At 73.4% G+C, this 20,261-nt stretch carries 19 protein-coding genes; 11 read left to right on the top strand and 8 right to left on the bottom strand.

Annotated features, from left to right (window positions below):
* Window positions 1-3 precede the first annotated feature (3 nt).
* The 5 genes from AB0F62_RS18125 to AB0F62_RS18105 all read left to right on the top strand — a co-directional run bounded on the left by AB0F62_RS18125 (window position 4) and on the right by AB0F62_RS18105 (window position 4,809).
* A complete protein-coding gene (locus AB0F62_RS18125) occupies window positions 4-1,227 on the top strand; it encodes a PP2C family protein-serine/threonine phosphatase (RefSeq protein ID WP_361799289.1) in 1,224 nt (407 codons plus the stop codon).
* Window positions 1,228-1,350: 123 nt separating this feature from the next.
* Window positions 1,351-1,968 carry a DUF1349 domain-containing protein gene (locus tag AB0F62_RS18120; protein ID WP_361799286.1) on the top strand — a complete coding sequence of 206 codons (618 nt, stop codon included), beginning with the start codon at window positions 1,351-1,353 and terminating at the stop codon, window positions 1,966-1,968.
* A gap of 14 nt (window positions 1,969-1,982) precedes the next feature.
* Entirely contained in the window at window positions 1,983-2,342 is a 360-nt protein-coding gene (locus AB0F62_RS18115) for a hypothetical protein (protein ID WP_361799283.1), read from the top strand.
* A 304-nt stretch (window positions 2,343-2,646) separates the two neighbouring features.
* Window positions 2,647-3,060 carry a hypothetical protein gene (locus tag AB0F62_RS18110; RefSeq protein ID WP_361799281.1) on the top strand — a complete coding sequence of 138 codons (414 nt, stop codon included), beginning with the start codon at window positions 2,647-2,649 and terminating at the stop codon, window positions 3,058-3,060.
* Window positions 3,061-3,345: 285 nt separating this feature from the next.
* On the top strand, window positions 3,346-4,809 hold the full coding sequence (locus AB0F62_RS18105) for an aldehyde dehydrogenase (RefSeq protein WP_361799278.1): 1,464 nt from the start codon (window positions 3,346-3,348) through the stop codon (window positions 4,807-4,809).
* Here AB0F62_RS18105 and AB0F62_RS18100 read toward each other — a convergent pair.
* Window positions 4,793-5,443 carry a TetR/AcrR family transcriptional regulator C-terminal ligand-binding domain-containing protein gene (locus AB0F62_RS18100; protein WP_361799275.1) on the bottom strand — a complete coding sequence of 217 codons (651 nt, stop codon included), beginning with the start codon at window positions 5,441-5,443 and terminating at the stop codon, window positions 4,793-4,795. The genes AB0F62_RS18105 and AB0F62_RS18100 overlap by 17 nt on opposite strands.
* A gap of 125 nt (window positions 5,444-5,568) precedes the next feature.
* Here AB0F62_RS18100 and AB0F62_RS18095 point away from each other — a divergent pair, with 125 nt between their 5' ends.
* Both AB0F62_RS18095 and AB0F62_RS18090 read left to right on the top strand, forming a co-directional pair.
* Complete coding sequence (locus tag AB0F62_RS18095; RefSeq protein WP_361799272.1) at window positions 5,569-6,969, top strand: aldehyde dehydrogenase family protein; 1,401 nt, start codon at window positions 5,569-5,571, stop codon at window positions 6,967-6,969.
* 140 nt (window positions 6,970-7,109) lie between these two features.
* Entirely contained in the window at window positions 7,110-7,880 is a 771-nt protein-coding gene (locus AB0F62_RS18090) for a hypothetical protein (RefSeq protein WP_361799269.1), read from the top strand.
* A 185-nt stretch (window positions 7,881-8,065) separates the two neighbouring features.
* Here AB0F62_RS18090 and AB0F62_RS18085 read toward each other — a convergent pair whose 3' ends face one another.
* A complete protein-coding gene (locus tag AB0F62_RS18085) occupies window positions 8,066-8,989 on the bottom strand; it encodes an RNA polymerase sigma-70 factor (RefSeq protein ID WP_361799266.1) in 924 nt (307 codons plus the stop codon).
* A gap of 444 nt (window positions 8,990-9,433) precedes the next feature.
* Between AB0F62_RS18085 and lexA the strand changes: the two genes are divergently transcribed.
* Window positions 9,434-10,132 carry a transcriptional repressor LexA gene (lexA, locus tag AB0F62_RS18080; protein WP_361799263.1) on the top strand — a complete coding sequence of 233 codons (699 nt, stop codon included), beginning with the start codon at window positions 9,434-9,436 and terminating at the stop codon, window positions 10,130-10,132.
* A 21-nt stretch (window positions 10,133-10,153) separates the two neighbouring features.
* On the opposite strand, the gene AB0F62_RS18075 is transcribed toward lexA, so the two are convergent.
* From AB0F62_RS18075 to hemC, 3 genes are all read right to left on the bottom strand, one after another.
* Entirely contained in the window at window positions 10,154-10,828 is a 675-nt protein-coding gene (locus AB0F62_RS18075) for a ThuA domain-containing protein (RefSeq protein WP_361799260.1), read from the bottom strand.
* A 90-nt stretch (window positions 10,829-10,918) separates the two neighbouring features.
* Window positions 10,919-11,497 (bottom strand): adenylate kinase, encoded by a 579-nt coding sequence (locus AB0F62_RS18070; protein WP_361799257.1) that lies wholly within the window; start codon window positions 11,495-11,497, stop codon window positions 10,919-10,921.
* 65 nt (window positions 11,498-11,562) lie between these two features.
* Window positions 11,563-12,498: a hydroxymethylbilane synthase gene (hemC, locus tag AB0F62_RS18065; protein ID WP_361799254.1), complete on the bottom strand. Its 936-nt coding sequence runs from the start codon at window positions 12,496-12,498 to the stop codon at window positions 11,563-11,565.
* 304 nt (window positions 12,499-12,802) lie between these two features.
* Between hemC and AB0F62_RS18060 the strand changes: the two genes are divergently transcribed.
* Window positions 12,803-14,365, top strand: a complete 1,563-nt coding sequence (locus tag AB0F62_RS18060) for a phospholipid carrier-dependent glycosyltransferase (RefSeq protein ID WP_361799391.1) — start codon at window positions 12,803-12,805, stop codon at window positions 14,363-14,365.
* Between the two features lie 100 nt (window positions 14,366-14,465).
* On the opposite strand, the gene AB0F62_RS18055 is transcribed toward AB0F62_RS18060, so the two are convergent.
* Window positions 14,466-15,389, bottom strand: coding sequence for an SAM-dependent methyltransferase (locus tag AB0F62_RS18055; protein WP_361799388.1), 924 nt, complete (start codon window positions 15,387-15,389; stop codon window positions 14,466-14,468).
* 206 nt (window positions 15,390-15,595) lie between these two features.
* Here AB0F62_RS18055 and AB0F62_RS18050 point away from each other — a divergent pair, with 206 nt between their 5' ends.
* Both AB0F62_RS18050 and AB0F62_RS18045 read left to right on the top strand, forming a co-directional pair.
* The gene (locus tag AB0F62_RS18050) at window positions 15,596-17,440 is read left to right on the top strand and encodes a DEDDh family exonuclease (RefSeq protein WP_361799251.1); all 1,845 of its coding nucleotides are present in this window, start codon (window positions 15,596-15,598) and stop codon (window positions 17,438-17,440) included.
* Between the two features lie 302 nt (window positions 17,441-17,742).
* Window positions 17,743-19,320, top strand: a complete 1,578-nt coding sequence (locus AB0F62_RS18045) for a Na+/H+ antiporter (protein WP_361799248.1) — start codon at window positions 17,743-17,745, stop codon at window positions 19,318-19,320.
* Window positions 19,321-19,347: 27 nt separating this feature from the next.
* Here the strand turns inward: AB0F62_RS18045 and AB0F62_RS18040 are convergent, their stop codons facing one another.
* Both AB0F62_RS18040 and AB0F62_RS18035 read right to left on the bottom strand, forming a co-directional pair.
* Complete coding sequence (locus tag AB0F62_RS18040; RefSeq protein WP_361799245.1) at window positions 19,348-19,620, bottom strand: UBP-type zinc finger domain-containing protein; 273 nt, start codon at window positions 19,618-19,620, stop codon at window positions 19,348-19,350.
* Window positions 19,621-19,730: 110 nt separating this feature from the next.
* Entirely contained in the window at window positions 19,731-20,258 is a 528-nt protein-coding gene (locus tag AB0F62_RS18035) for a GNAT family protein (RefSeq protein WP_361799242.1), read from the bottom strand.
* Between the last annotated feature and the right edge of the window lie 3 nt (window positions 20,259-20,261).

Here is a 20,261-nt window from a genome sequence, read left to right as displayed (position 1 = left end):
GGTATGCGTTTCGCACCACGCGCAGACACGTACTGGTCCGCCACACGGAATCCCGCCCTGATCGCGATCCCGCTGCTGCTGATCGTGGCGATCGTGATCAGCGACCTGGTGATCCCCACGGAGGGCCACCTGGGCCCGCTGCTGGTGGTGGCACCGGCGCTGACCGCGTCATTCGGCGGGCTCCGGCTCACCGCCCTCATCGGGGGTCTGGCGGTGGCGGCGCTCACCGTGGTGTCGGTGGCCGACGGCACGATCACCACGTCCTACCGGCAGAGCGAGATCATCGCGCTCATCCTGGTATCCGCCCTCACGGTGCTGTTCTGCCTGCTGCGCGAACGGCACCAGGCCGAGCTGAAACAGGTGCGCTCGGTGGCGGAGGCCGCGCAGCAGGTCGTGCTGCAGCCCCTCCCGGAGCGGATCGGCCCCCTGCGCATCGCCTACGACTACCAGGCCGCCGAGGACCAGGCACGCATCGGCGGCGACCTGTACGCGGCCGTGCGGACCCCGGGCGGCACCCGGCTGCTCATCGGGGACGTGCGCGGCAAGGGCCTGCCGGCGATCGGCGACGCCTCACTGGTCCTCGGCGCGTTCCGCAGCGTCGCCTACCGCGCGCCGCCGCTCCCCGCGATGTACGCCCACCTGGAGGCGACGGTCTCCTGGAAAGCGGCGCAGGGCACCTGTGACGGCCTGGAGGAGGACGCGTCGGTCGAGTCGTTCATCACCGCGATCCTGGTGGACTTCCCCGACGACCGGCCCGAGGTCCGGATCCTGAACTGCGGCCACCCGCCCCCGCTCCGCCTGGCCGCCGACGGCCTCGCGGCGCTCGACCCCACCCAGGCCGCGCCGCCCATCGGCCTGGGGCTGCTGCAGCCCTCGCACCCCGGCGTCGACACCTACCCCTTCGCCCCCGGCGACATGCTGCTGCTCTACACCGACGGCGTCACCGAGGCCCGCGACGCGTCCGGCCGCTTCTATCCGCTCGCCGAGCGGATCGCCTCCTGGCGGGGCGCCGAGTCCCCGGACGACCTGGTGCGGCACCTCCGCGAGGACCTCCTGGCCTACTGCGGGGGCCGGCTGGGCGACGACGCCGCCCTGATCACCGTACGGAGGGAGCCGGTCGTCCGCGCCCGCTCGCTCGGGTCCCGGGCGGTCGACGATGCGTCGGCCCTGTCCGGCGGGGCCGGATCCGCCGCGTCCGCGACGGTGCCGCCGCTCGGCCCCGACTGACCCGTCCCGCCCGGTCGATCGGGCTGAACCGGCCGATCCGGCCGGGCCGTTCCGCTGTCGGACCACTGATCTACCCTGGGGCCGGTCACACCACCGGGACCCGCCCGACCGGAAGGACGGTTCATGAACCAGCAGCGCCCGATCGACTGGGAAGAGGCCACGTGGCTCAACGCCCCGCAGCAGGCGGCGGTGGACGGATCGGGCCTGCTGGTCACCACCCGTGATCGCAGCGACTTCTGGCGCACGACGAGCTACGGGTTCGTCCGCGACGACGGGCACGCCCTGCTGACCGCCTTCCCCGCCGGCACGTCGATGGAGGTGACCTTCCGCGCGGACTTCGACACGCTGTACGACCAGGCGGGACTGATGATCCGCGTGGACGCGGAGAACTGGGTCAAGGCCGGGGTCGAGATGTCCGACGGCGTGCCGCACCTCGGCGCGGTGGTCACCCGCGGTCTGTCCGACTGGTCGCTCGCGCCGGTCCCCGAGTGGGGCGGCAGCGAGGTCACCGTGCGCGCCAGCCGTTCCGGCGACGCCGTGACGATCCGCGCCCGCAGCGACGAGGGCCCCTGGCGGCTGGTCCGCCTGGCCCCGCTCGCCCCCGACGCCGTCGCCGGGGCGGGGCCGTTCTGCTGCTCGCCGGAGCGCGCCGGCCTGCGCGTCGCGTTCACCGGCTTCACCCGGGGCCCGGCCGACGCCGCCCTCCACGAACCGCCGGCGACGGACGCCGGCGGCCGGTGAGGGTAGTCGCCGGCATGGGATTCGAGGGCGGGATCTGGCGCGTGCTGAGCGACGGGGAACCGGTCGGGGACATCACCATCGAGGAGGCCGACTTCCCGTGGCTGTCGGGGCGGTTCACGCCGGGCCCGGCGTTCCCCCGGGTCCGGCCGCTCTTCGAGCGTGAACTCGCGCTGATGGAGATCGCGATGACGGCGCCGGCCGAGGACGACGGTCCCTGGTCCGCGTGGGAGGCCGCGTACGACGAGGTCCGGCGGGCGGTGTCGCTGTCCTCGCCCTCCGGCCCCGTCCCCGAGTTCCTGCTCCACATCGAGGACGATCAGGCGTGGTTCCGGTGGAGTGACGAGCCCTTCGACGACGACTCCCCGAGCGCCTGACGTCCCGCTGCGGCGGGCTCCTCGCCGCCGCCGGACCCCGCGTCCCGTTGGCCGGCAGCGGCCCCCGCGTCACTTGCACAAGCCTGGTAGTGGCACTACCAGGCTTGCTGCTTGACGTCACGACCTCACGGTCGGAGCGTGGGGGACGTGGACAAATAGTGGTAAAGGCAACATTTCGAACATCACCACTTGACTGCGGGACCTCACAATCCGCAGCGGGTTCAGGGCGCCGCACGGGCCGTCCGGCTCGGCGGTCGCACCCCTGGTCCACGTCCAGGATTCAACCTGGCTAGGGAGAGTTCTCATGCGTATTCCCAAGTGGCCCCTCGCCGCGCTGGCAGGCCTTGCGCTGGCCCTGGGGGGTGCGGCCACATCGGCCGTCGCGGCACCGACGAGTTCACCGGCCTCAGCGGTCAGCCTCGCCGAACACGGTGGTGGCGGCGGCGGTGGCGGTGGCCACGGCGGTGGCGGCGGCGGTCACGGCGGAGGCGGTGGCGGTTACGGCGGCCACGGCGGCGGCTACGGCGGCTACGGCGGCGGTGGCTACGGCGGTTACGACCGCGGCTACGGCGACTACGGTGGCGGCTGGGGCGGCGGCGGCTACGGCGGCTGGGGCGGCGGTGGCTACGGCGGTGGCGGCTACGGCGGCGGCCACGGCGGTGGCGGTGGCGGTTACGGCGGCGGTGGCGGCGGCCACGGCGGCGGTGGCGGCTGGTAACACCCCCACCGGGGGCCGGCATCCGGCGGGCCCCCGGCTGCGGCTGCACCTCTCGCGACCGGCCGCATCGGTCGACTGACGCCGCGTGACCGGTCGCCCCTCACACGGAAACGGAAGCCGCACCCGCGGGACAGACGCGGGCGCGGCTTCCGACGTCTTCGTCCCCGCGCCGAGCCGGCAGCACATTGCCCGAAATGAGATGTTTCCCGTGAAACATCCCTTTGGGGATATATTGACACTCTGCTCATATCGCCGCCCCCGTTCGGCCGACCTCGGGAAAGCGCCATGTTCGACCTGTCCTCAGCAGTCTCAGGGGAGATCCGCCAGGGCTTCTACATCGGAGGCCGCTGGGAGTCCCCCAGCGGAACCCGCCGGGCACCGATCATCTCCCCCTCCACGGAGGAAGTGCTGATGCACGTGCCGCTGGCCGACGTCCGGGACGTCGACCACGCGGTCACCGCCGCGCGCACGGCCTTCGACCAGGGCCCGTGGCCGCGCATGGTCCCAGCCGAGCGCGCCGTCCATCTGCGGCGCCTCGCCGACGAGGTGGCCCGGCGGCTGCCGCTGCTGGCACGGCTGTGGACGGCCCAGGTCGGCGCACCGGTGACGTTCGCCGAGAACCTGATCCACGCCGGGGAGAGCCGGTTCGACTACTTCGCCGAACTCGCCGGGTCCTACGCCTTCGACGACCGGCGCCCCACCGCGCGGGGGCATGCCCGCGTCACACGCGAACCCGTCGGCGTCGCCGCGCTGTTCGCGCCGTGGAACGCCACGTTCAACATCCTCGCGCACAAGATCCCCGCGGCCCTCGCGGCAGGCTGCACCGTCGTCGTGAAGTCGCCGGCGGAGAGCCCGCTGGACGCGCTGGTGGTCGCCGAGTGCGCGGAGGCGGCCGGGCTTCCCCCGGGAGTGGTCAACGTGATCACGGCCGACCGCGAGGAGTCGGCGGCGCTCGTCGCCTCCCGTGATGTGGACGCGATCAGTTTCACCGGCAGCGTGCCGACGGGCCGGACCATCGCGGGGGCCGCCCTCGAACGCTTCGCGCGGCTCACCCTCGAATTGGGCGGCAAGTCCGCCGCGATCCTGCTCGACGACGTCGATCTCCCCGACGCCCTCGACACGCTGACACCGCTGACCATGCCCTTCACCGGCCAGGTCTGCTTCGCCCAGACCCGCATCCTCGCGCCGCGCACCCGGATCGCCGAGGTCGTGGAGGCCTACGGCGAGCGCGTCCGGCGGCTCAAGGTCGGCGACCCCTGGAACCGGACGACGCAGATCGGCCCCCTCCTCAACGCACGCCAGCTCGAACGCGTCCTGGGCTACATCGACAGCGGCCGCCGCGAGGGCGCGCGGGTCGTCACCGGAGGCGGGCGCAGCCCCGGCCACGTACACGGCCACTACGTACTGCCCACGGTGTTCACCGACGTCGAGCCGGCCATGGCGATCGCCCGCGAGGAGATCTTCGGCCCCGTCGTCACCGTCCAGGCGTACGAAGGCGTCGACGAGGCGGTGGCCCTCGCCAACGGCACCGACTTCGGCCTCAGCGGCAGCGTCCACGGCGCCGACCCGGAACGGGCCTACGACGTCGCGCGCCGGGTGACGGCCGGCCAGCTGAGCGTCAACGGCTTCGAGCTGGCCCCGTACGTGCCCTTCGGCGGCCGGAAGTCCTCGGGCCTGGGCCGTGAGGGAGGTCCCGAGGGGCTGCAGGCCTTCCTCGAGACCAAGGCCGTCTTCATGCCGGGTCCGTGACATGACCGCCGGCGCCGTGCAGCAGGTTCCGCACGATGACCTCGGCGAAACCCTCGGTGAGCGGGTTGTCGGCCACCAGGAGCCGGAAGTAGCAGGCCCCCCACAACTGGTCGATCAGGGCCTGCGAGTCGATCTCCGCCGCGAGCTGCCCGCGCTCCCGTGCCCGCTCCAGGACGGCGGCCATACGCGCGCGGCGCGGCCCGGAGTACCGCTCGCGGAACAGCGCGGCCAGGTGGGGATCGGTCTGGGCGCAGCCGATGAGCTCGGCCACGACCCGGCCCGCGGAGGTGCCGCACAGATGCCGTACGAACTTCCTCATGTGGGCCGTCAGGTCCGCCTCGATGTCGCCGGTGTCCTCGAAGGCCAGCCGCTCGTCGACGACGGCGACGTAGGCGTCCAGGGCCAGCGCGCCCCGCGACGGCCACCACTTGTGGATGGTCATCCGGCTCGCCCCGGACCGCCGGGCAACCCTCTCGACCGTGAAGGCCGCCATGCCGTCGGTGAGGAGCAGTTCGCGCGCCGCCGCGAGCACCTCGCCCCGGACCAGAGCGGCGGGCCGGCGCCCCTGCCCCGGCCTCGGAGCCGCGTCCGTCCGCCCGGCCGCTCCGGCGGCCGGTCCACGCGCTGCGCACATGCCGGGCTCCGTCCTCCGGTCGGCCGACCGCCCCGGCACCGGGGCCGCCCACGCCGATCGATCACAGAAATCGCTGTTCACGAGCGTATATCGGGACGTCTCCCGGACACCGAAAGGGCAACTCGATGATCGTGTACGACAGGCTCTACATCGGCGGCGCATGGACCGCCCCGGCCCATCCCGGGCTCCTCGACATCCGCTCCCCCCACGACGGGTCCCTGCTCGGGCGCGCCGCACAGGCGGCGCCGGGGGACGCGGACGCCGCCGTCGCCGCGGCGCGCGCGGCCTTCAACCACGGACCGTGGCCGCACATGCACCCCAAGGAGCGGCGGGACGTGATCCGCCGGGTGAACCGGCTGCGCGAGGAGCGCGCGGCCGAGGTGGCGGCGCGCATCTCCGAGGGCACCGGCGCGCCCCTCCGGTTCACCGAGCCGGCGCAGACCTCGCTGAACCGCCGGGTCGAGGCCTCCCTGAAGGCCGCCGAGGAGTTCGGCTGGGAGGAGGTCCTCCCCGCGGATCCCTGCTCGGGCTTCGACACCATCGTTCGGCGCGAGCCGATCGGCGTGGTCGCCGCGATCGTCCCCTGGAACTCCCCGTTCACGTCCGCCACGGCGAAGCTCACCCCGGCCCTCCTGGCGGGCGACACCGTCGTCCTCAAGGTCACGCCGGAGAACTCGCTGAGCATGGGGCTGCTCGCCGAGCTCTACGCCGAGGCGGGGCTGCCCGAGGGTGTGCTGAGCGTGCTGCCGGCGGACCGGGAGACCGGCGAGTACCTGGCGGCGCACCCGGACGTCGACAAGATCGCCTTCTCCGGCTCCAGCGGGGACGGGCGCCGCATGGCCGCGATCGCCGCCGGGCAGCTCAAACGGATCGGCCTGGCCGTCGGCGGGAGGTCGGCGGCGGTCATCCTTGACGACGCCGACCTCGGGCGGACGATGCGGGACCTGAAGTACGCCGGGCCCGGCGGCGACGGCGGCCCGTGCGCCGGCCGGGCCCGGATCCTCGCCCCGCGCCGCCGGTACGAGGAGGTCGTCGCGGCGGTCGGCGACATGGTGGGGTCCCTGACGGTGGGCGACCCCGCGGACCCGGAGACCTTCGTCGGGCCGATGGCCGGCCGCGAACGGCAGCAGCGGGTCCTGTCGTACATCGACCTCGGCATCGAGGAGGGCGCGCGTCTCGTGCGGGGAGGTCCGCGGGTCCCCACGGGACTGGAGGCGGGGTGCTATGTGAACCCCACGGTCTTCGCGGACGTCGACAACCGCATGCGCATCGCCCAGGAGGAGATCCCCGGCCCGGTGTTCACGATCATCGCGCACGACGGCGAGGACGACGCGGTGCGGATCGCCGAGGACTCCGAGTACGGGGTGTCGGGCGGCGTGTGGTCCGCCGACACCGAACGCGCCATGGCGGTCGCCCGCCGCCTGCGCACCCGCACCGTGACGGTCAACGGCTCCCCGACGGGGTTCGACGGGACGTTCGGCCTCTCCGGCTACGTCGAGCACAAGACGCTCACCCGCGCCCGCTGAGCGCGCGTCCGGCCGGGCGGTCAGGGCGTCGGCGGGGTGCGGGGCTCCCACCGGCGCGCACGGAGTGAGTAGCCGTACTCATGCCCGGCGCCCGGCGCGGCGGGACGATGGCCCCAAGGACAAGGGAGTTGGGGGCGGGCATGGGAAGATTCCTTGGCGCGGTGCTGGCGTTGGCGGTGACCGCGGGCGCGCTGGCCCTGGTGTACGCGGTGGGCGCGCCGCTGCCGGCGGTGCTGGGCGTGGGCGCCGGCATGCTCTGCCTACTGTGGCTGCTCGTGCTCCTGACGGTGCCGTGGAACGTGTACTTCCGGGCCCGCACGGTGCTGGCCGAGATCGCGGTGAGCCGGGAGAAGGGCCTGCTCGTGCCGCGGGCGCGGGACGACGAGGCCGCGCGGATCGCCCGCATGATGCTGCGGGTCGCCCTGGCGGGGCATCTGCTGACGGCGGCCGGGGTGACGGCGGTCACGGTGGCCACCGGTCGCGGCGCGGGGTACTGGATCGCCGGGTTCTTCCTGCTGAGCACGGTGTTCCGGCCGGCGGGCGCCTGGTTCGCGCAGTTGCGGAGGCGGCTGGGCGCCCTGCTGAAGGACGTGGCCTACCCGCGCGACGACGTCGTGCGGTTGCTGGAGCGCGTCGAGCACACGGACGGCGGCGTCAAGGTCCTGGAGGAGAAGGCGGAGGAGCAGTACCGGGCCCTCGCCGAACTCCGCCGCACCGTCGACGCGCTGGGCGTGGCGGTGTACGAGCGGGCGGACGACGCCGACCGCCGGATCACCGCGCTGGCCCGGGAGTTCGAGTCGACGGTGAACCGGCTCACCGACAACGAGGAGATCATCACCGGGCTCAAGGCCTTCCTCCGCCTGCTGCGGACGGGCGACGGCACCACCGCCCGTGCCGCGGCCGACATCTGACGGCGCGGCACCTCCGGCGGGCGACGGGAAGCACGTCCGCCGCCGCTGCCTCGGGACGGCTCCGTCGGGGGCCGCGGGGGCCGGGACCCGGCCAAGGGACCGCGGGGCCGGTCACGGCGGGCCTCCTCGTATCCGGCGGGCCCGCGAGCCCACGGACCGCCTGCCCGCCGTCCGGGCCCGAGCGCCTACGCGAAGGACTCGCGCGGCCCGCTCGACGCTCCCGCGAAGCGGGTCAGCTTGGCCGGGTTCATCACCCACATGAGCTGGTCGATGCCCTCCGCCGAGGCGCCGATGGCCACCAGGGCGACCGGCGTGCCGTCCCGGGTGACGAGCGCGGCCGGCAGCCCGTTCGCCTCCACCCACGCGACCTCGGTGCCCGGCCAGAAGCGCGGAGTGAACGCCGACACCACCTTCGCGACGCGGCTGCCGCCGACCACCGGGACCCTGGCGGCCCTGCGCACCACGCCCCCGCTGTCCGCGTAGCTGACCACGTCGGAGGCGAACAGCTTCTCCAGACCGGCCATGTCGCCGGTCCTGGCCGCGGCCACGAAGGCCTCGAGGAGCCGCCGGTGCTCCGTCGTGCCCACCTGCTCCCGCCGCCCTTCGGCGATGCGCTTGCGGGCACGGCTGACGAGTTGCCGGGCGTTGGCCTCACCGAGGTCGAGCACGGACGCGATCTCGCGGTAGGGATAGTCGAACGCCTCGCGCAGCACATACGCCGCGCGCTCGGTGGGGGTCAGCCGCTCCAGCATGAGCAGGACCGCGAGTTCCACGGCCTCCCCGCGTTCGGCTCCGACCGACGGGTCGGCGCGGGTGTCGACGGGTTCGGGGAGCCACGGCCCGACGTAGGCCTCGCGCCGCACGCGGGCCGACTGGGTGACGTTGATGGCCAGGCGGGTGGTCGCGGTGGTCAGGAATGCCGAGGGATTCTGCACGGCGTCGCGGTCCGTCGCCTGCCATCGCAGCCAGACGTCCTGTACGACGTCCTCGGCTTCGGCCGCACTGCCGAGCATCCGGTACGCGATGCCGAACAGCCGGGGGCGCAGGGCCGTGAAGACCGCCGCGGCTTCGTCGAGCGAGCCGGTGCGCTGCTCGTCCTCTGCCTGCATCGTCGCGTATTCCTCCAGCGTCACATCCGCCCCGCTGCCCTCGCCAGCCTACACAGGCGGCAATTCGCCATCGCCTCGGGGGCTCCGCGCGCGCATGGTCCGCGCAGCTCAGAGGCGTCCGTCCTTCTCCCGCACGGCCTTCGTGCCGCCCATTGCCGCCCATTGCCGCCCGGTCGCGGAATTCCCCCGCCGGCCGCAATGGGGGTCCTTCGGCACGGACGGGGAATTGCGGTTCGATTCCCCGTACCGGCCGCGGAGGCAAACGCACGACGCCGAAAGGAACGGGAGCCCGCGGTGCGGCGGCGGTATTCCGGCGGGGTTCGCGGCCGGTTCCGGGCGCGGCCGTCACTCACTCGACTGAATTTCGCACACGCGTTCCAAAAATGCCGTGGAGCAGGGTAACGTTACGTATCGAGACAAGATCCGCACAGGGAGGGACGGGGCATGGAGCCCACCAGGACGACAGCGCGCCGTGGGCGCCCGCAGGGCTCGGAGACGACCGGCCCCGACGGGCTGACCAACCGTCAGTCCCGCATCGTCGAGGCGATCCTGAGCTCGGTGGAGAACCGCGGCTTCCCGCCGTCGATGCGTGAGATCGGCGAGGCCGTGGGACTGGCCAGCACGTCCTCGGTCGCCCACCAGCTGGCGGTGCTGCAGCGCAAGGGGCTGCTCGAACAGGATCCGCACCGGCCGCGTGCCTACCGCGTGCGCTGCTCCTGGCCCTCGCAGCAGGACACCGAAGCGGGGACGGAGCCGGTCAGCGCCTCCCCCTCCGCGCGCGTGCCCGTGATCGGCCGGATCGCCGCCGGCACCCCGATCCTCGCCGAGGAGCAGGTGGACGACGTCTTCGTGCTGCCCCGGCAGATCGTCGGCGCGGGCGAGCTCTTCGCCCTCAAGGTCGTCGGCGACTCGATGACGGGCGTGGCGATCTGCGACGGCGACTGGGTCACGGTGCGCAGCCAGGACGCCGCCGACCACGGCGACATCGTGGCCGCGATGATCGACGGCGAGGCCACCGTCAAGCGCCTCAAGCACGACGGCGACCGGGTCTGGCTCATGCCGCACAATCCCGCCTACGACCCGATACCGGGCGAGGAGGCGGTCATCCTGGGCAAGGTGGTCGCGGTGCTGCGGCGCCTGTGAGGTCGGGGGCGCCCGTCCCGGTCAGTCCGTCGTGTCCGGCATCACCGACCGGAGCCCGCCGAGCAGATGGGCCCGGAAGGCCCGGTCGTGGTAGGCCTGCGCGGAGTGCCCCAGCGCCGTGTAGAAGACCGGCCCCCCGCCGTATTCGTGGCACCACACCAGCGGATGGTCCGCCCCCATCGAACCACCCGTGTAAGAGGATTCGTCGGCAGAGGCCAGAACCCGCACCCCGGCGCGCGGGCTGCGGTCGAAGTCGTACCACTCGTCGCTGACCTCCCACGCCGCGCCCAGGTGCGCGGTGGCCGGGTGGCCCCCGTCCTCGACGACGAGCGTGCCCGGCTGCAGGGGCGGATGGCCGGTGAAGCGCGCGCCCAGCAACTCCCCGTAGTACGGCCAGTCGTACTCGGTGCAGGCGGCGGCATGCACGCCCATGAACCCCGCTCCGTCCGCGTGGTGCGCTGCGAGGGCGGCCCGGCCGGCGTCGCTGAGCACCTCTCCGCTCGTGGAGAGGAAGACCACGGCGTCGTACGGGCGCAGGCGGACCCCCTCGAAATCCTCGGGGTTTTCGGTGGCGTCCACCCGGAAGCCGTGCCCGGCCCCCAGTTCGGTGAGGGCCCTGACGCCGTCGGGGATGGAGTCGTGCCGGTAGTCGGTGGTGCGGGTGTAGACGAGCACGCGGGGGGCGCGGCGAGGCAATCGGCTCTCCCTGTCGATGACGGACGGCGGCGGCGAGCGACGGTGACGGACGGCTGACCGCCCACCAGTCTCCCCGGCACGGCGCCGACGTCAACCGGCGGCCCCGGCCACGTCGCCGGTGTCCCCGTCGCGGACCCGGCGGAGCCAGGCCGTGGCATCACGGGGGGCCGTGAAGCGCAGCACCCGCAGGGGCGCGAACTCCGCGCTGTGTGTGCGCCGTGCGATGTCGGCTCGGCGGGCGCCGTGCTGGGACCAGGCCCACCAGGCCGGATGGTCCCGGCGGAGCCAGCCCGCCCAGGTCTCCCGGTTGCCGCCGAAGAGGCGCTCGCGCCGCACCGTCCGGCGCAGTGAGCGGCGCAGGACGCGGGGCATGACGACGCGCCGCGGATAGTCCAGCCAGACGATGGTGTCCGCCCGCGTCCACAGCAGGTCCCGGACCTCGGGGTACCCGAACGAGTCGATCACCCATCCCGTCGAGGCCGCGATCCCCTCCACGTCCCGCACGAAGGTCCCGCTCACGGCCCAGCCGGGCCCGTCGAAGTACAGCGCGTCCATCTCGTGGTACGGCACCCGGAGGCGGCTGCCCAACTCGCGTGCCAACGTGGACTTCCCGGCACCGCTGATGCCGACGACCAGAACGCGGCGCGTCACCGCCCCTGCCTGCGTCATCCGCCCCGCCCTCCCGTCGGCCCCCGCCGCGGGGAAGCGTAGGGCATCGGCCGGAAGGCCGTGCCTCAGTGGCCGATGCCGTCGATCAGCTCGCGGGCGCCCTGCCGCAGCAGCGCCACGGCGACCGACGTGCCGAGCGTGGCGGGGTCCAGCGGCCCGGCCCACTCGTGCGCGTCCAGGACGGTCTTGCCGTCCGGGGAGAAGACCCGGGCGCGCAGCGAGAGGCGGCCGTCGCGCTCGGAGTGGGCGTAACCGGCGATCGGGCTGTTGCAGTGGCCCTGCAGCACATGGAGGAACATCCGCTCGGCCATGGTCTCCCGGTGGGCGGCGGGGTCTCCGAGGTCGCTCACCACGTCGATCGTCTCGGTGTCGCCCTCGCGGCACTGCAGGGCGAGCACCCCCGCGCCGATGGGCGGGATCATCGTCTCGACGGACAGCACCTCGCTGATGACGTCGCTCCTGCCGATGCGGTGGAGACCGGACACGGCGAGGAGCAGCGCGTCCGCATCGCCGGCCGCGAGCTTCTCCAGACGCCGGTTGGCGTTGCCGCGCAGCGGGACGCAGACGAGGTGCGGGTGCGAGGCCGTGATCTGGGCGATGCGGCGCACCGAGGAGGTGCCGAGGCGCGTGCCCGGCGGAAGTTCGTCGAGGGTGAGTCCGCCGGGATGCACCAGCGCGTCACGGATGTCGTCACGCTTCAGGAAGGCGGCGAAGACCGTCCCGGCGGGCAGCGGCCGGTCGGCGGGGACGTCCTTCACACAGTGGACGGCGAGGTCCGCCCGGCCCTCGAGGAGCGCCGCGTCGACTTCCTTGGTGAAGGCGCCCTTGCCGCCGAGCGCGGCCAGGTCGCCCATCCATCGGTCGCCGGACGTGGTGACGGGCACGACCTCCGTGCGGATGCCGGGGTGGAGCGCGGCCAGCTCGGCGCGCACGCGCTCGACCTGGGCCAGCGCCATCGGGGAGGAACGGGAGACGATGCGGATCAGCTCGGGGACTGCCATGCGCCCACGGTACGGCGTCCGGCACACGCACCGGGCAACAGCCCGAAGCCCGCGCGCGGCGGCGACCCCGCGGGCTACTGTGTCCCGCGGCTCCCGGCGAGGCGGGGCCGGCGCGGCAGGCGGCGCCGTACGGACACGCAGCGGGGTACACGCACGAATGACGCAGCAACGGCGGTCGGCGCCCACGGTGTCCCCCGAACCGGCGACGGCCACGCCCGCTTCGGAGCCGGCGCGCCGCTTCCCGGTTCCCGGACGCCACCGGCGGCTGCCGTACGCCCTGGCCGTACTGGCGCTGCTCGCGCAGATGGCGTTCGCGATGGTCACCACCGCCGTGCAGCAGACGCCGACGATCGACGAGCCGGTCTACGTGGGCACGGCGACGGTGTATCTGCGCGAGCACGAGGTGCGCTACAACCCCGAGCATCCGCCGCTCGGAAAGCTGCTCATCGCCGGTGGGCTGGCGTTCACCCATCCCCGCCTCGACCCGGCGTTCACGGGGGACCAGACGGAGCTCGGCCGGAGCGTGCTCTACGAGTCGGGCAACGATCCCGGGCGTCTGATGCTCGCGGCACGGCTGCCCGTGATCGCGCTGACCCTGCTGTTCGGTCTGGTGGTCCTCGCCTTCGCGCGCGATCTCACCGGGCCCACCGGGGGCCTGCTCGCGCTCTGTCTGTACGCCTTCTCGCCGGACCTCATCGCGCACGGCTCGCTCGCGACGCTCGACGTCCCGGCGGCGGGCTTCCTGCTGACGTCCGCATGGGCGCTGTGGCGGGCCCGGGAGCGGCCGCGGCTGTACCTCCCGCTCGCCGGTGCGGCACTGGGCGCGGCCCTCGCCACGCGGATGAGCGCGCTGCCGGCGGTACCGGTGCTGCTGCTCCTCGCCGTGCTGTCGGTGTGGCACGGCCGCGGGCGGGACACCCCTCGGCCCCCTACCGCCCGGCTGCTGCGTCGCGGCGTGATCGCCGCGGGCGGCGTCGGGCTCGTCGCGGTCGCGGTGGTGTGGGCCGCCTATCTCGCCGTCGACCCGCGCCTGCGCTGGACGGCGCCCGACACGCTGCCGGCCCTGCACGGCCTGCGCGGTCTCGTCGTCGACGCGCTCCCGCTCCCCCGGGCGTACCGCGACGGGATGGCCGTTCAGTTCGGCTTCGAGGACGCGTCGTTCGAGGGCTTCCTCTTCGGCCGCCACTACCACGGCTCACTCTGGTACTACCTGCCCGCCGCCGTGCTGGTGAAGACCCCGATCGGCATGCTGGTCCTGTGGCTCGCGGGCGCCGCCGCACTCCTGGCGCTGCCCCGGCTGCGGCCCGTGGCGCCGTATCTCCTCGTTCCGCCGGCCGTCCTGTTCGGCGCGGCCATGACCGGCTCCCGCGACTTCGGGGTCCGTTACGTGATCTTCCTGCCGATGTTCGGGGCCGTCGCCGCGGCCTGTGTCACCGCGCTGCGGCGGCGGTGGGCGGACGTCGCGGCGGCGGCGCTCGCCGTCTTCGTCGCCGTCAGCTCCCTGCGGACGTTCCCGTACTACCTGCAGTATTCCAACGAGGCCTTCGGCGGCACGTCCAGCACCCATCTGCGGCTGCACGACTCCAACGTCGACTGGGGCCAGGACCTGGGCCGGCTCGCGGACCGCCTCCGCGAACGCCACCCGGGCGAGCACGTCTGGCTCGTCTACAAGGGGAGCGGCAAGCCCGAGCACTACGGCATCCACGCCTCCGATCCCCGCAAGGTCCCGGCCGACGAGGTGCACGGCCTGCTCGTGGTGTCCGACTCGTCGATCGCCAAGGCGGAGGGGCGGCTGGCGGAGCTGATCGCCGGCAGTGAGCCGATCGATCAGGTGGGGCACTCGATCACCATCTTCCGCCGGGACTGAGACCGCGTCACCGGCCCGGGGCGGAGACGGGCGCGCCGCCCCCGTTCGGGGGCGGCGCGGGGGCGTGGCGTCGGACGGCGGACGGCCGCGTGCGGGCGGATCAGGGCTTGCGCGCCACCACGGCGTAGACGTTGATGTCCGCGTCGGTGACGTCGGTGATGCTGTTGTAGCGGATCTTGTCGATGTCCTCGAGGCCCTCGATGAACTCCGGCGCGGCGTCCGCGCTCGACGCGAGGGCGTCGTCCACGTGGTCCGGGCGCCAGTGGTGGACGGGGACCAGCCCGGGCTCGACGATCTCGAGGCCGTTGTCCGTGACGAAGCGGAGCACCTCGGCGTGCTCGCGCAGCACGAAGGAGAAGCCCCGGTCCTGGTAGGTCTTGGCCACCTTGGCGATCTGCTCGGCGTTGAGGTCGGAGGTGAGGTGGCTGAGCACCACGTGGCTGCCGGACGGCAGGGCGTCGACGAGGTGCTTGACGATGCCGTAGGCCTCGTCGTCCTCGACGAAGTGCAGGACGGCGACGAGGACGAGTGCCACGGGCCGGTCGAGGTCCAGCGTCTTGGCCGCCTCGCGCAGGATCGCGGCGGGGTCGCGCAGGTCCGCGTCGATGTAGTCGGTCCGGCCCTCGGGGCCGCTGGTCAGGAGGGCGCGCGCGTGGGCCAGGACGACGGGGTCGTTGTCGACGTAGACGACCCGCGCTTCGGGGATGATCCGCTGCGCGATCTGGTGCACGTTCTCCTGGGTGGGCAGCCCGGTGCCGATGTCGAGGAACTGGTGGATGCCGGTCTCCCCGGCGATGTGGTTCACCGCGCGGCGCAGGAAGTCCCGGTTGTGCCGCACGTCGAGGTAGCCCCGCGGATTGGCGGCCAGCGCCGCCGCGGCGGCCTCGCGGTCGACGGGGTAGTTGTCCTTGCCGCCGAGGAAGACGTCGTAGACGCGGGCCGGATGGGCCTTGGTGGTGTCGATCCGCTTGCGGAGCTGCTCCGCGGAGTCGTAGTCGTTGGGAGCGTCGCTGCCGCTGGTCATGGCCATCCCCTGGAGGCTCGAAAACGCGATCCGATCAGCACACAACTTAGCTGGTGAAAGCGCGAGTTGGCGCCACCATTCCGGGGCCTCACGGATGCCGGCCGACGATGGGCCCGCCCCCGCGACACACGCGACCTGCGGGAGGAATGAGGATGAATGGGTATCTGCGTTGCGGCATCGGTCAATGTCACCTCATCCTTGCCGTCATGCCTTTCGCGACCGGTGTCCCCGACCTGCCCGACCTGCCCGGCCTGCGGGACCACGCCTTCGACTGGGCACTGGTGGACGTGGAGACCTCCGGGCTGGTGCCCCGCCGCGACCGGGTGCTGTCCGTGGCCGTGGTGACGCTGGGCCCGGACGGCGAGCAGACCGACGAGTTCTCGACGCTGCTGAACCCCGGCTGCGACCCGGGACCCGTGCACGTCCACGGCCTGACGGCCGAACGGCTGCGCGGGGCGCCCACCTTCGAGCAGGTGGCCGGGCGCATCGCCGCGATGCTGCGGGACAGGGTGTTCGTCGCGCACAACGCCCAGTTCGACTACGACTTCCTCGCGCACGAGTTCGCCCGCGCGGGGCTGCTCCTGCCGGTGGCCAGGCGCATGTGCACGCTGGCGCTGAACCGACGCGTGGATCCGCCCACCGACGACCTCAGGCTCGGGACGCTCGCCGGGCACTACGGCGTCCCCCAGGTGCGGGCGCACGACGCGCTCGACGACGCCCGGGTCCTCGCCGGTGTACTGCGCGCGTCACTGCGTGAGGCAGCCAGGCTCGACCTGCCGCTGCCGCTGGTGCCCTGCCCGCCCCGGCAGGATCCGCGGTTCACCCCGCAGCCGCCGAAGACCTCTTGTGCCTTCCGGAACCCGGGGCGGTTCACCGCCGGCGGTCCGCTCGTGCAGGGCATGAAGGTCGCGTTCACCGGTGAGACCCGTACCTCGCGTGCCGAACTCGTGGTGCGGTCCGTCGCAGCCGGGCTGAACGTGATGGGCTCGGTGAGCCGGCACACGAGCCTCATGGTCACCAACGACTCCTCCTCCGGCTCGGCCAAGGCCCGCCGCGCGCTCGCCGAGGGTGTGCCCGTCGTCGCGGAAGGCGCCTTCCTGCGGCTGCTGACGGACGTGCGCCCGGGAGTCCCGCACGAGGGACCGGCGCCCGCGGCCACCCCCGTTCCGGCCCCGCGCGAACCCGCACCCACGGCCCCGGTACCGGCCCAGGACGCGCGGCCCGCACCTCGCGGTGCCCGACCGGAGGGCCCCCTGTCCGGGCGGCGCGTACTCGCGCTGGGCGGCACGCATCCGGAAGCGGTGGCCGCGCGCACCCGCATCGTCGAACTCGGCGCCGCGGCCGCCATCAACCTCTCGGCGAGCGTCACCGATGTCGTCCTCCTCGACGGCGGTGACCGCGACCGCCGCATGCCTCGGATCACGTCGCTGGCGGTCCCGGTCCACGCCGCCACCTGGCTTGAGGCGCCCGTCGTGCCTCCGCTGTCCCGTCCCGGCCGCCTGCCGGGCACCACCCACCTTCTCCCGCGGGGCGGCGTCGTCGACCTGCCCGCATCCCCGGAGCGGCCCCTCACGGACAGCTGGACCGTCACCGCGTCCTGGGCCCAGCAGACCGCGTGCGAGATCGACGTCGTCGCCTTCGTGGTCGACGAGGACGAACAGGTCTCCTCCGACGCGGACTTCGTCTTCTACGGCGCCCCGGAGAACCCCGGGGGCACGGTACGGCTCCTCGGTGACGGCCCCACGGAGCAGACCGTCAGCGTCGAGCTGTCCGCCCTCCCGCCGGGCGCCCGCAAGGTCGTCGTCGTGGCCGCCGTCGACGGCACACCCACTTTCGGCGACGTCGGGGCCATCCAGATCACCTCCGGCCCCGGCACCAGCGCGGCACCCCTCGCCCAGGCGACGCTCGACGCGGCGACCACCGAGCGCACCCTCCTGCTCGCGGAGCTCTACCGCCGCGGTCCGCTCTGGCGTCTGCGCGCCGTGGGACAGGGTTACGACCACGGCCTCGCCACGCTGGCCCGCGGTTACGGTGTCGACATCGCCGACTGACGGTGTCGAACAGCTCGCTTCCCGGCCCCCGTTCGCAGACACTGCCGCGCGGCAGCCATATGCGGAGCACCCGGCCCTGGTCCGGGCCCTGCGCAACGGTGACCGCGCGACCGCGGCCGAGGTCGCCCGGCACCACGTCGAGGCGCCGCGCCGGACGATGTCGATCGGCCGCCCGGACGCCCTCCCGGAGGACGCCGTGCCGGGACCCGCCGCCACCGTCGAGGACCGAGACCCGGCCGCGTCACCAGTACAGTCGAGCCACAGGTGCGGCGCATGCCGCCACAGGGGTGGAGGAGACGTCCGTGGAGGGGCTGGCGCTCGTCGCGCTCATGGTCGGTGCGGTGCTGGTCACCGCCGTCGCCCGACGTCTGGGGGTGTCTCCCCCGCTGCTGCTGGTCGCCGTCGGGCTGTGCGCGTCCTTCGTGCCGGGGATCCCCGCCTACGCCATCGAGCCCGAGCTGGTGATGGTGCTGGTCCTGCCCCCGCTGCTGTACTCCTCGGCGCGGGAGAGTTCCTATCTGCGCTTCCGGGAGAACCTGCGCCCCATCGGGCTGCTGGCCGTGGGGCTGGTGCTGTTCACCACCGTCGTGATCGGCTACGCCGCGTCCTGGCTGGTGCCAGGGCTGTCGCTGGGCCCGGCGCTGGTGCTCGGCGCGATCGTGTCGCCGCCCGACGCGGTCGCGGCGACCTCCATCGGACGCCGGCTGGGGCTGCCGCGCCGGCTGCTGACCGTGCTCGGCGGCGAGAGCCTGGTGAACGACGCCACCGCGCTGACGGCCTACCGCGTGGCCGTCGCGTCCGTGGCCGGCGCCGGCTACACCCTGCTGCAAGGCGTCGGGGTGTTCCTGATGGCGGCCGTCGGGGGCTCGCTGATCGGTCTGGCGATCGGCTGGCTGGCCCGCATCGGGCACCGGTACCTGCCCGGGGACCTGGCCAGCGCGCTCGGTCTGCTCGTACCGTTCCTCGCCTACCTCGTCGGCGAGGAGGCGCACACCTCCGGAGTGCTGGCCGTGGTCGTGGCCGGCCTGTACCTGGGACACCGGTCCCCCGACACGGAGGCGACCTCCCGGCTGCAGGTGTACGCGGTGTGGAGCGCCCTCGACACGGTGCTGGAAGCCCTCGTCTTCGCCCTGATCGGCCTGCAGGTGCGGGGCATCGTCGACACGGTGGGCACGGGCGTGGGGCGGCTGGTGGCGGCCGGTGCCGCGCTGACGGCGGTGACCGTCCTGGCACGCGTCGTGTGGGTCTACCCCGCGACCTACCTGCCACGGCTGATGTTCCCGCGGATCCGGGCACGCGACCCGTATCCCCCCTGGCAGTACCCGGTGGTGCTCTCGTGGGCGGGCATGCGCGGCGTGGTCTCGCTGGCCGCGGCCTTCGCGCTGCCGGAGACCACCGACAGCGGCGCGCCGTTCCCCGGGCGCGACGAGATCCTGTTCCTGACCTTCTTCGTCACGGTCGGCACGCTGCTGCTGCACGGGATGACGCTGCCCCCGCTCATCCGGCGGCTCGGCATCTGCAACAAGGAGGCGTACGAGGACGCCCTGGCCGAGGCGAACGCCCAGCACAGTGCCGCCCGGGCGGCACTGGCCCGCCTGGAGGAACTGGCCGGGGACACCGGCTCCCACCAGGCCGTGCTCGAGACCCTGCGGCAGACCGCGGAGGCCCGCCGCAACGCCGCCTGGGAACGACTGGGCGGCCCGACCGGCGGGGGCGCCGAGCCGCCGAGCGTGGCCTACCGGCGGCTGCGCCGCGCGATGCTGGACGCCGAACGGCAGGAGTTCGTGCGCTTCCGCGACGAACGGCTCATCGACGACGAGGTGCTGCGCCACGTCATGCGGGAACTGGACCTGGAGGAGGCGGCGCTGCAGCGCGAGTAGCCGTGGGCCGTGGCCCACCCGGTCCGCTCAGCCCATGGACTCGTGGACGAAGCACCAGCGCCAGTTCTCGCCCGGCTGGTACGAGCGGATCACGGGGTGGCCGGTGGCCTCGTGGTGCGCGGTGGCGTGCCGGCCCGGAGAGCTGTCGCAGCATCCGATGTGCCCGCAGGTGAGGCACAGGCGCAGATGGACCCAGTCGTGGTGCCCGGCGGCCAGGCAGTCCGCGCAGCCGTCGACCGGGGGCGCGGCCGTGACGTCGGCCGGGGCCTGCTCGAGATCGGGACATGCTGCTGTTGCCACGCGGGCCCCCTGTGCCGTCTGCGGATCACTGCGGTGGGACGGCCCAGGCTACGTCAACCGTACGCCGCGCGCGATCAGCGTCCCGGGGCGTCCCACCGTGGGGCCGGCCCTCAGTCGCGGAGTTCGCCCTCCAGGAGGCCCATCGTGAACATGTCGTACCACCGGCCGTCGCGCCGGAAGACCTGCCGCAGCCGGCCCTCCTCGACGAAGCCGACCTTCCGGTAGACGTGGTGCGCCGCCTCGTTCTCGGTCACGACGGTGAGCGAGATCTTGTGCAGGCGCATCTTCTCGAAGCCGTAGCGGCACATCGTGCGCATGGCGTCGGTGGCGTAGCCGCGGCCCCAGTACTCCTTCTCGCCGAGGTAGATGTCGAGTTCGGCGCAGCCGGTCTCGGGTTCGGCGTCGCGCAGCCGCACCAGGCCGATCAGCCGGCCGTCCTCCTGCACCTCGATCCCGTGGAGCACGTCGCCGTAGGCGTTGCGGGGCCGCTCCTCCATGCGCTTCCTGACCTGCGCGAGGGGCTGGGCGTAGCCGTCGTCCATCCAGCGCATGACCTCGGGGTCGTGGTTCCAGCGCCACAGCGCATCGGCGTCCGCGGGCTCCATCGGGCGGAGCTTCACCAGTCGTCCGGACACCATGCG

Source organism: Streptomyces sp. NPDC026673, from assembly GCF_040638135.1.
GTDB lineage: Bacteria > Actinomycetota > Actinomycetes > Streptomycetales > Streptomycetaceae > Actinacidiphila.
The sequence above is the reverse complement of the archived record's forward strand: the minus strand, read 5'-3'. Positions and strand labels throughout refer to the sequence as shown.

Bases quoted from the DNA above. Each gene is read 5' to 3' on its own strand.
- AB0F62_RS18125 (WP_361799289.1), top strand. From the start codon at position 4: ATGCGTTTCGCACCACGCGCAGACACGTACTGGTCCGCCACACGGAAT.
- AB0F62_RS18120 (WP_361799286.1), top strand. From the start codon at position 1,351: ATGAACCAGCAGCGCCCGATCGACTGGGAAGAGGCCACGTGGCTCAAC.
- AB0F62_RS18115 (WP_361799283.1), top strand. From the start codon at position 1,983: ATGGGATTCGAGGGCGGGATCTGGCGCGTGCTGAGCGACGGGGAACCG.
- AB0F62_RS18110 (WP_361799281.1), top strand. From the start codon at position 2,647: ATGCGTATTCCCAAGTGGCCCCTCGCCGCGCTGGCAGGCCTTGCGCTG.
- AB0F62_RS18105 (WP_361799278.1), top strand. From the start codon at position 3,346: ATGTTCGACCTGTCCTCAGCAGTCTCAGGGGAGATCCGCCAGGGCTTC.
- AB0F62_RS18100 (WP_361799275.1), bottom strand. From the start codon at position 5,443: ATGTGCGCAGCGCGTGGACCGGCCGCCGGAGCGGCCGGGCGGACGGAC.
- AB0F62_RS18095 (WP_361799272.1), top strand. From the start codon at position 5,569: ATGATCGTGTACGACAGGCTCTACATCGGCGGCGCATGGACCGCCCCG.
- AB0F62_RS18090 (WP_361799269.1), top strand. From the start codon at position 7,110: ATGGGAAGATTCCTTGGCGCGGTGCTGGCGTTGGCGGTGACCGCGGGC.
- AB0F62_RS18085 (WP_361799266.1), bottom strand. From the start codon at position 8,989: ATGCAGGCAGAGGACGAGCAGCGCACCGGCTCGCTCGACGAAGCCGCG.
- lexA (WP_361799263.1), top strand. From the start codon at position 9,434: ATGGAGCCCACCAGGACGACAGCGCGCCGTGGGCGCCCGCAGGGCTCG.
- AB0F62_RS18070 (WP_361799257.1), bottom strand. From the start codon at position 11,497: ATGACGCAGGCAGGGGCGGTGACGCGCCGCGTTCTGGTCGTCGGCATC.
- hemC (WP_361799254.1), bottom strand. From the start codon at position 12,498: ATGGCAGTCCCCGAGCTGATCCGCATCGTCTCCCGTTCCTCCCCGATG.
- AB0F62_RS18060 (WP_361799391.1), top strand. From the start codon at position 12,803: ATGGCGTTCGCGATGGTCACCACCGCCGTGCAGCAGACGCCGACGATC.
- AB0F62_RS18055 (WP_361799388.1), bottom strand. From the start codon at position 15,389: ATGACCAGCGGCAGCGACGCTCCCAACGACTACGACTCCGCGGAGCAG.
- AB0F62_RS18050 (WP_361799251.1), top strand. From the start codon at position 15,596: ATGCCTTTCGCGACCGGTGTCCCCGACCTGCCCGACCTGCCCGGCCTG.
- AB0F62_RS18035 (WP_361799242.1), bottom strand. From the start codon at position 20,258: ATGGTGTCCGGACGACTGGTGAAGCTCCGCCCGATGGAGCCCGCGGAC.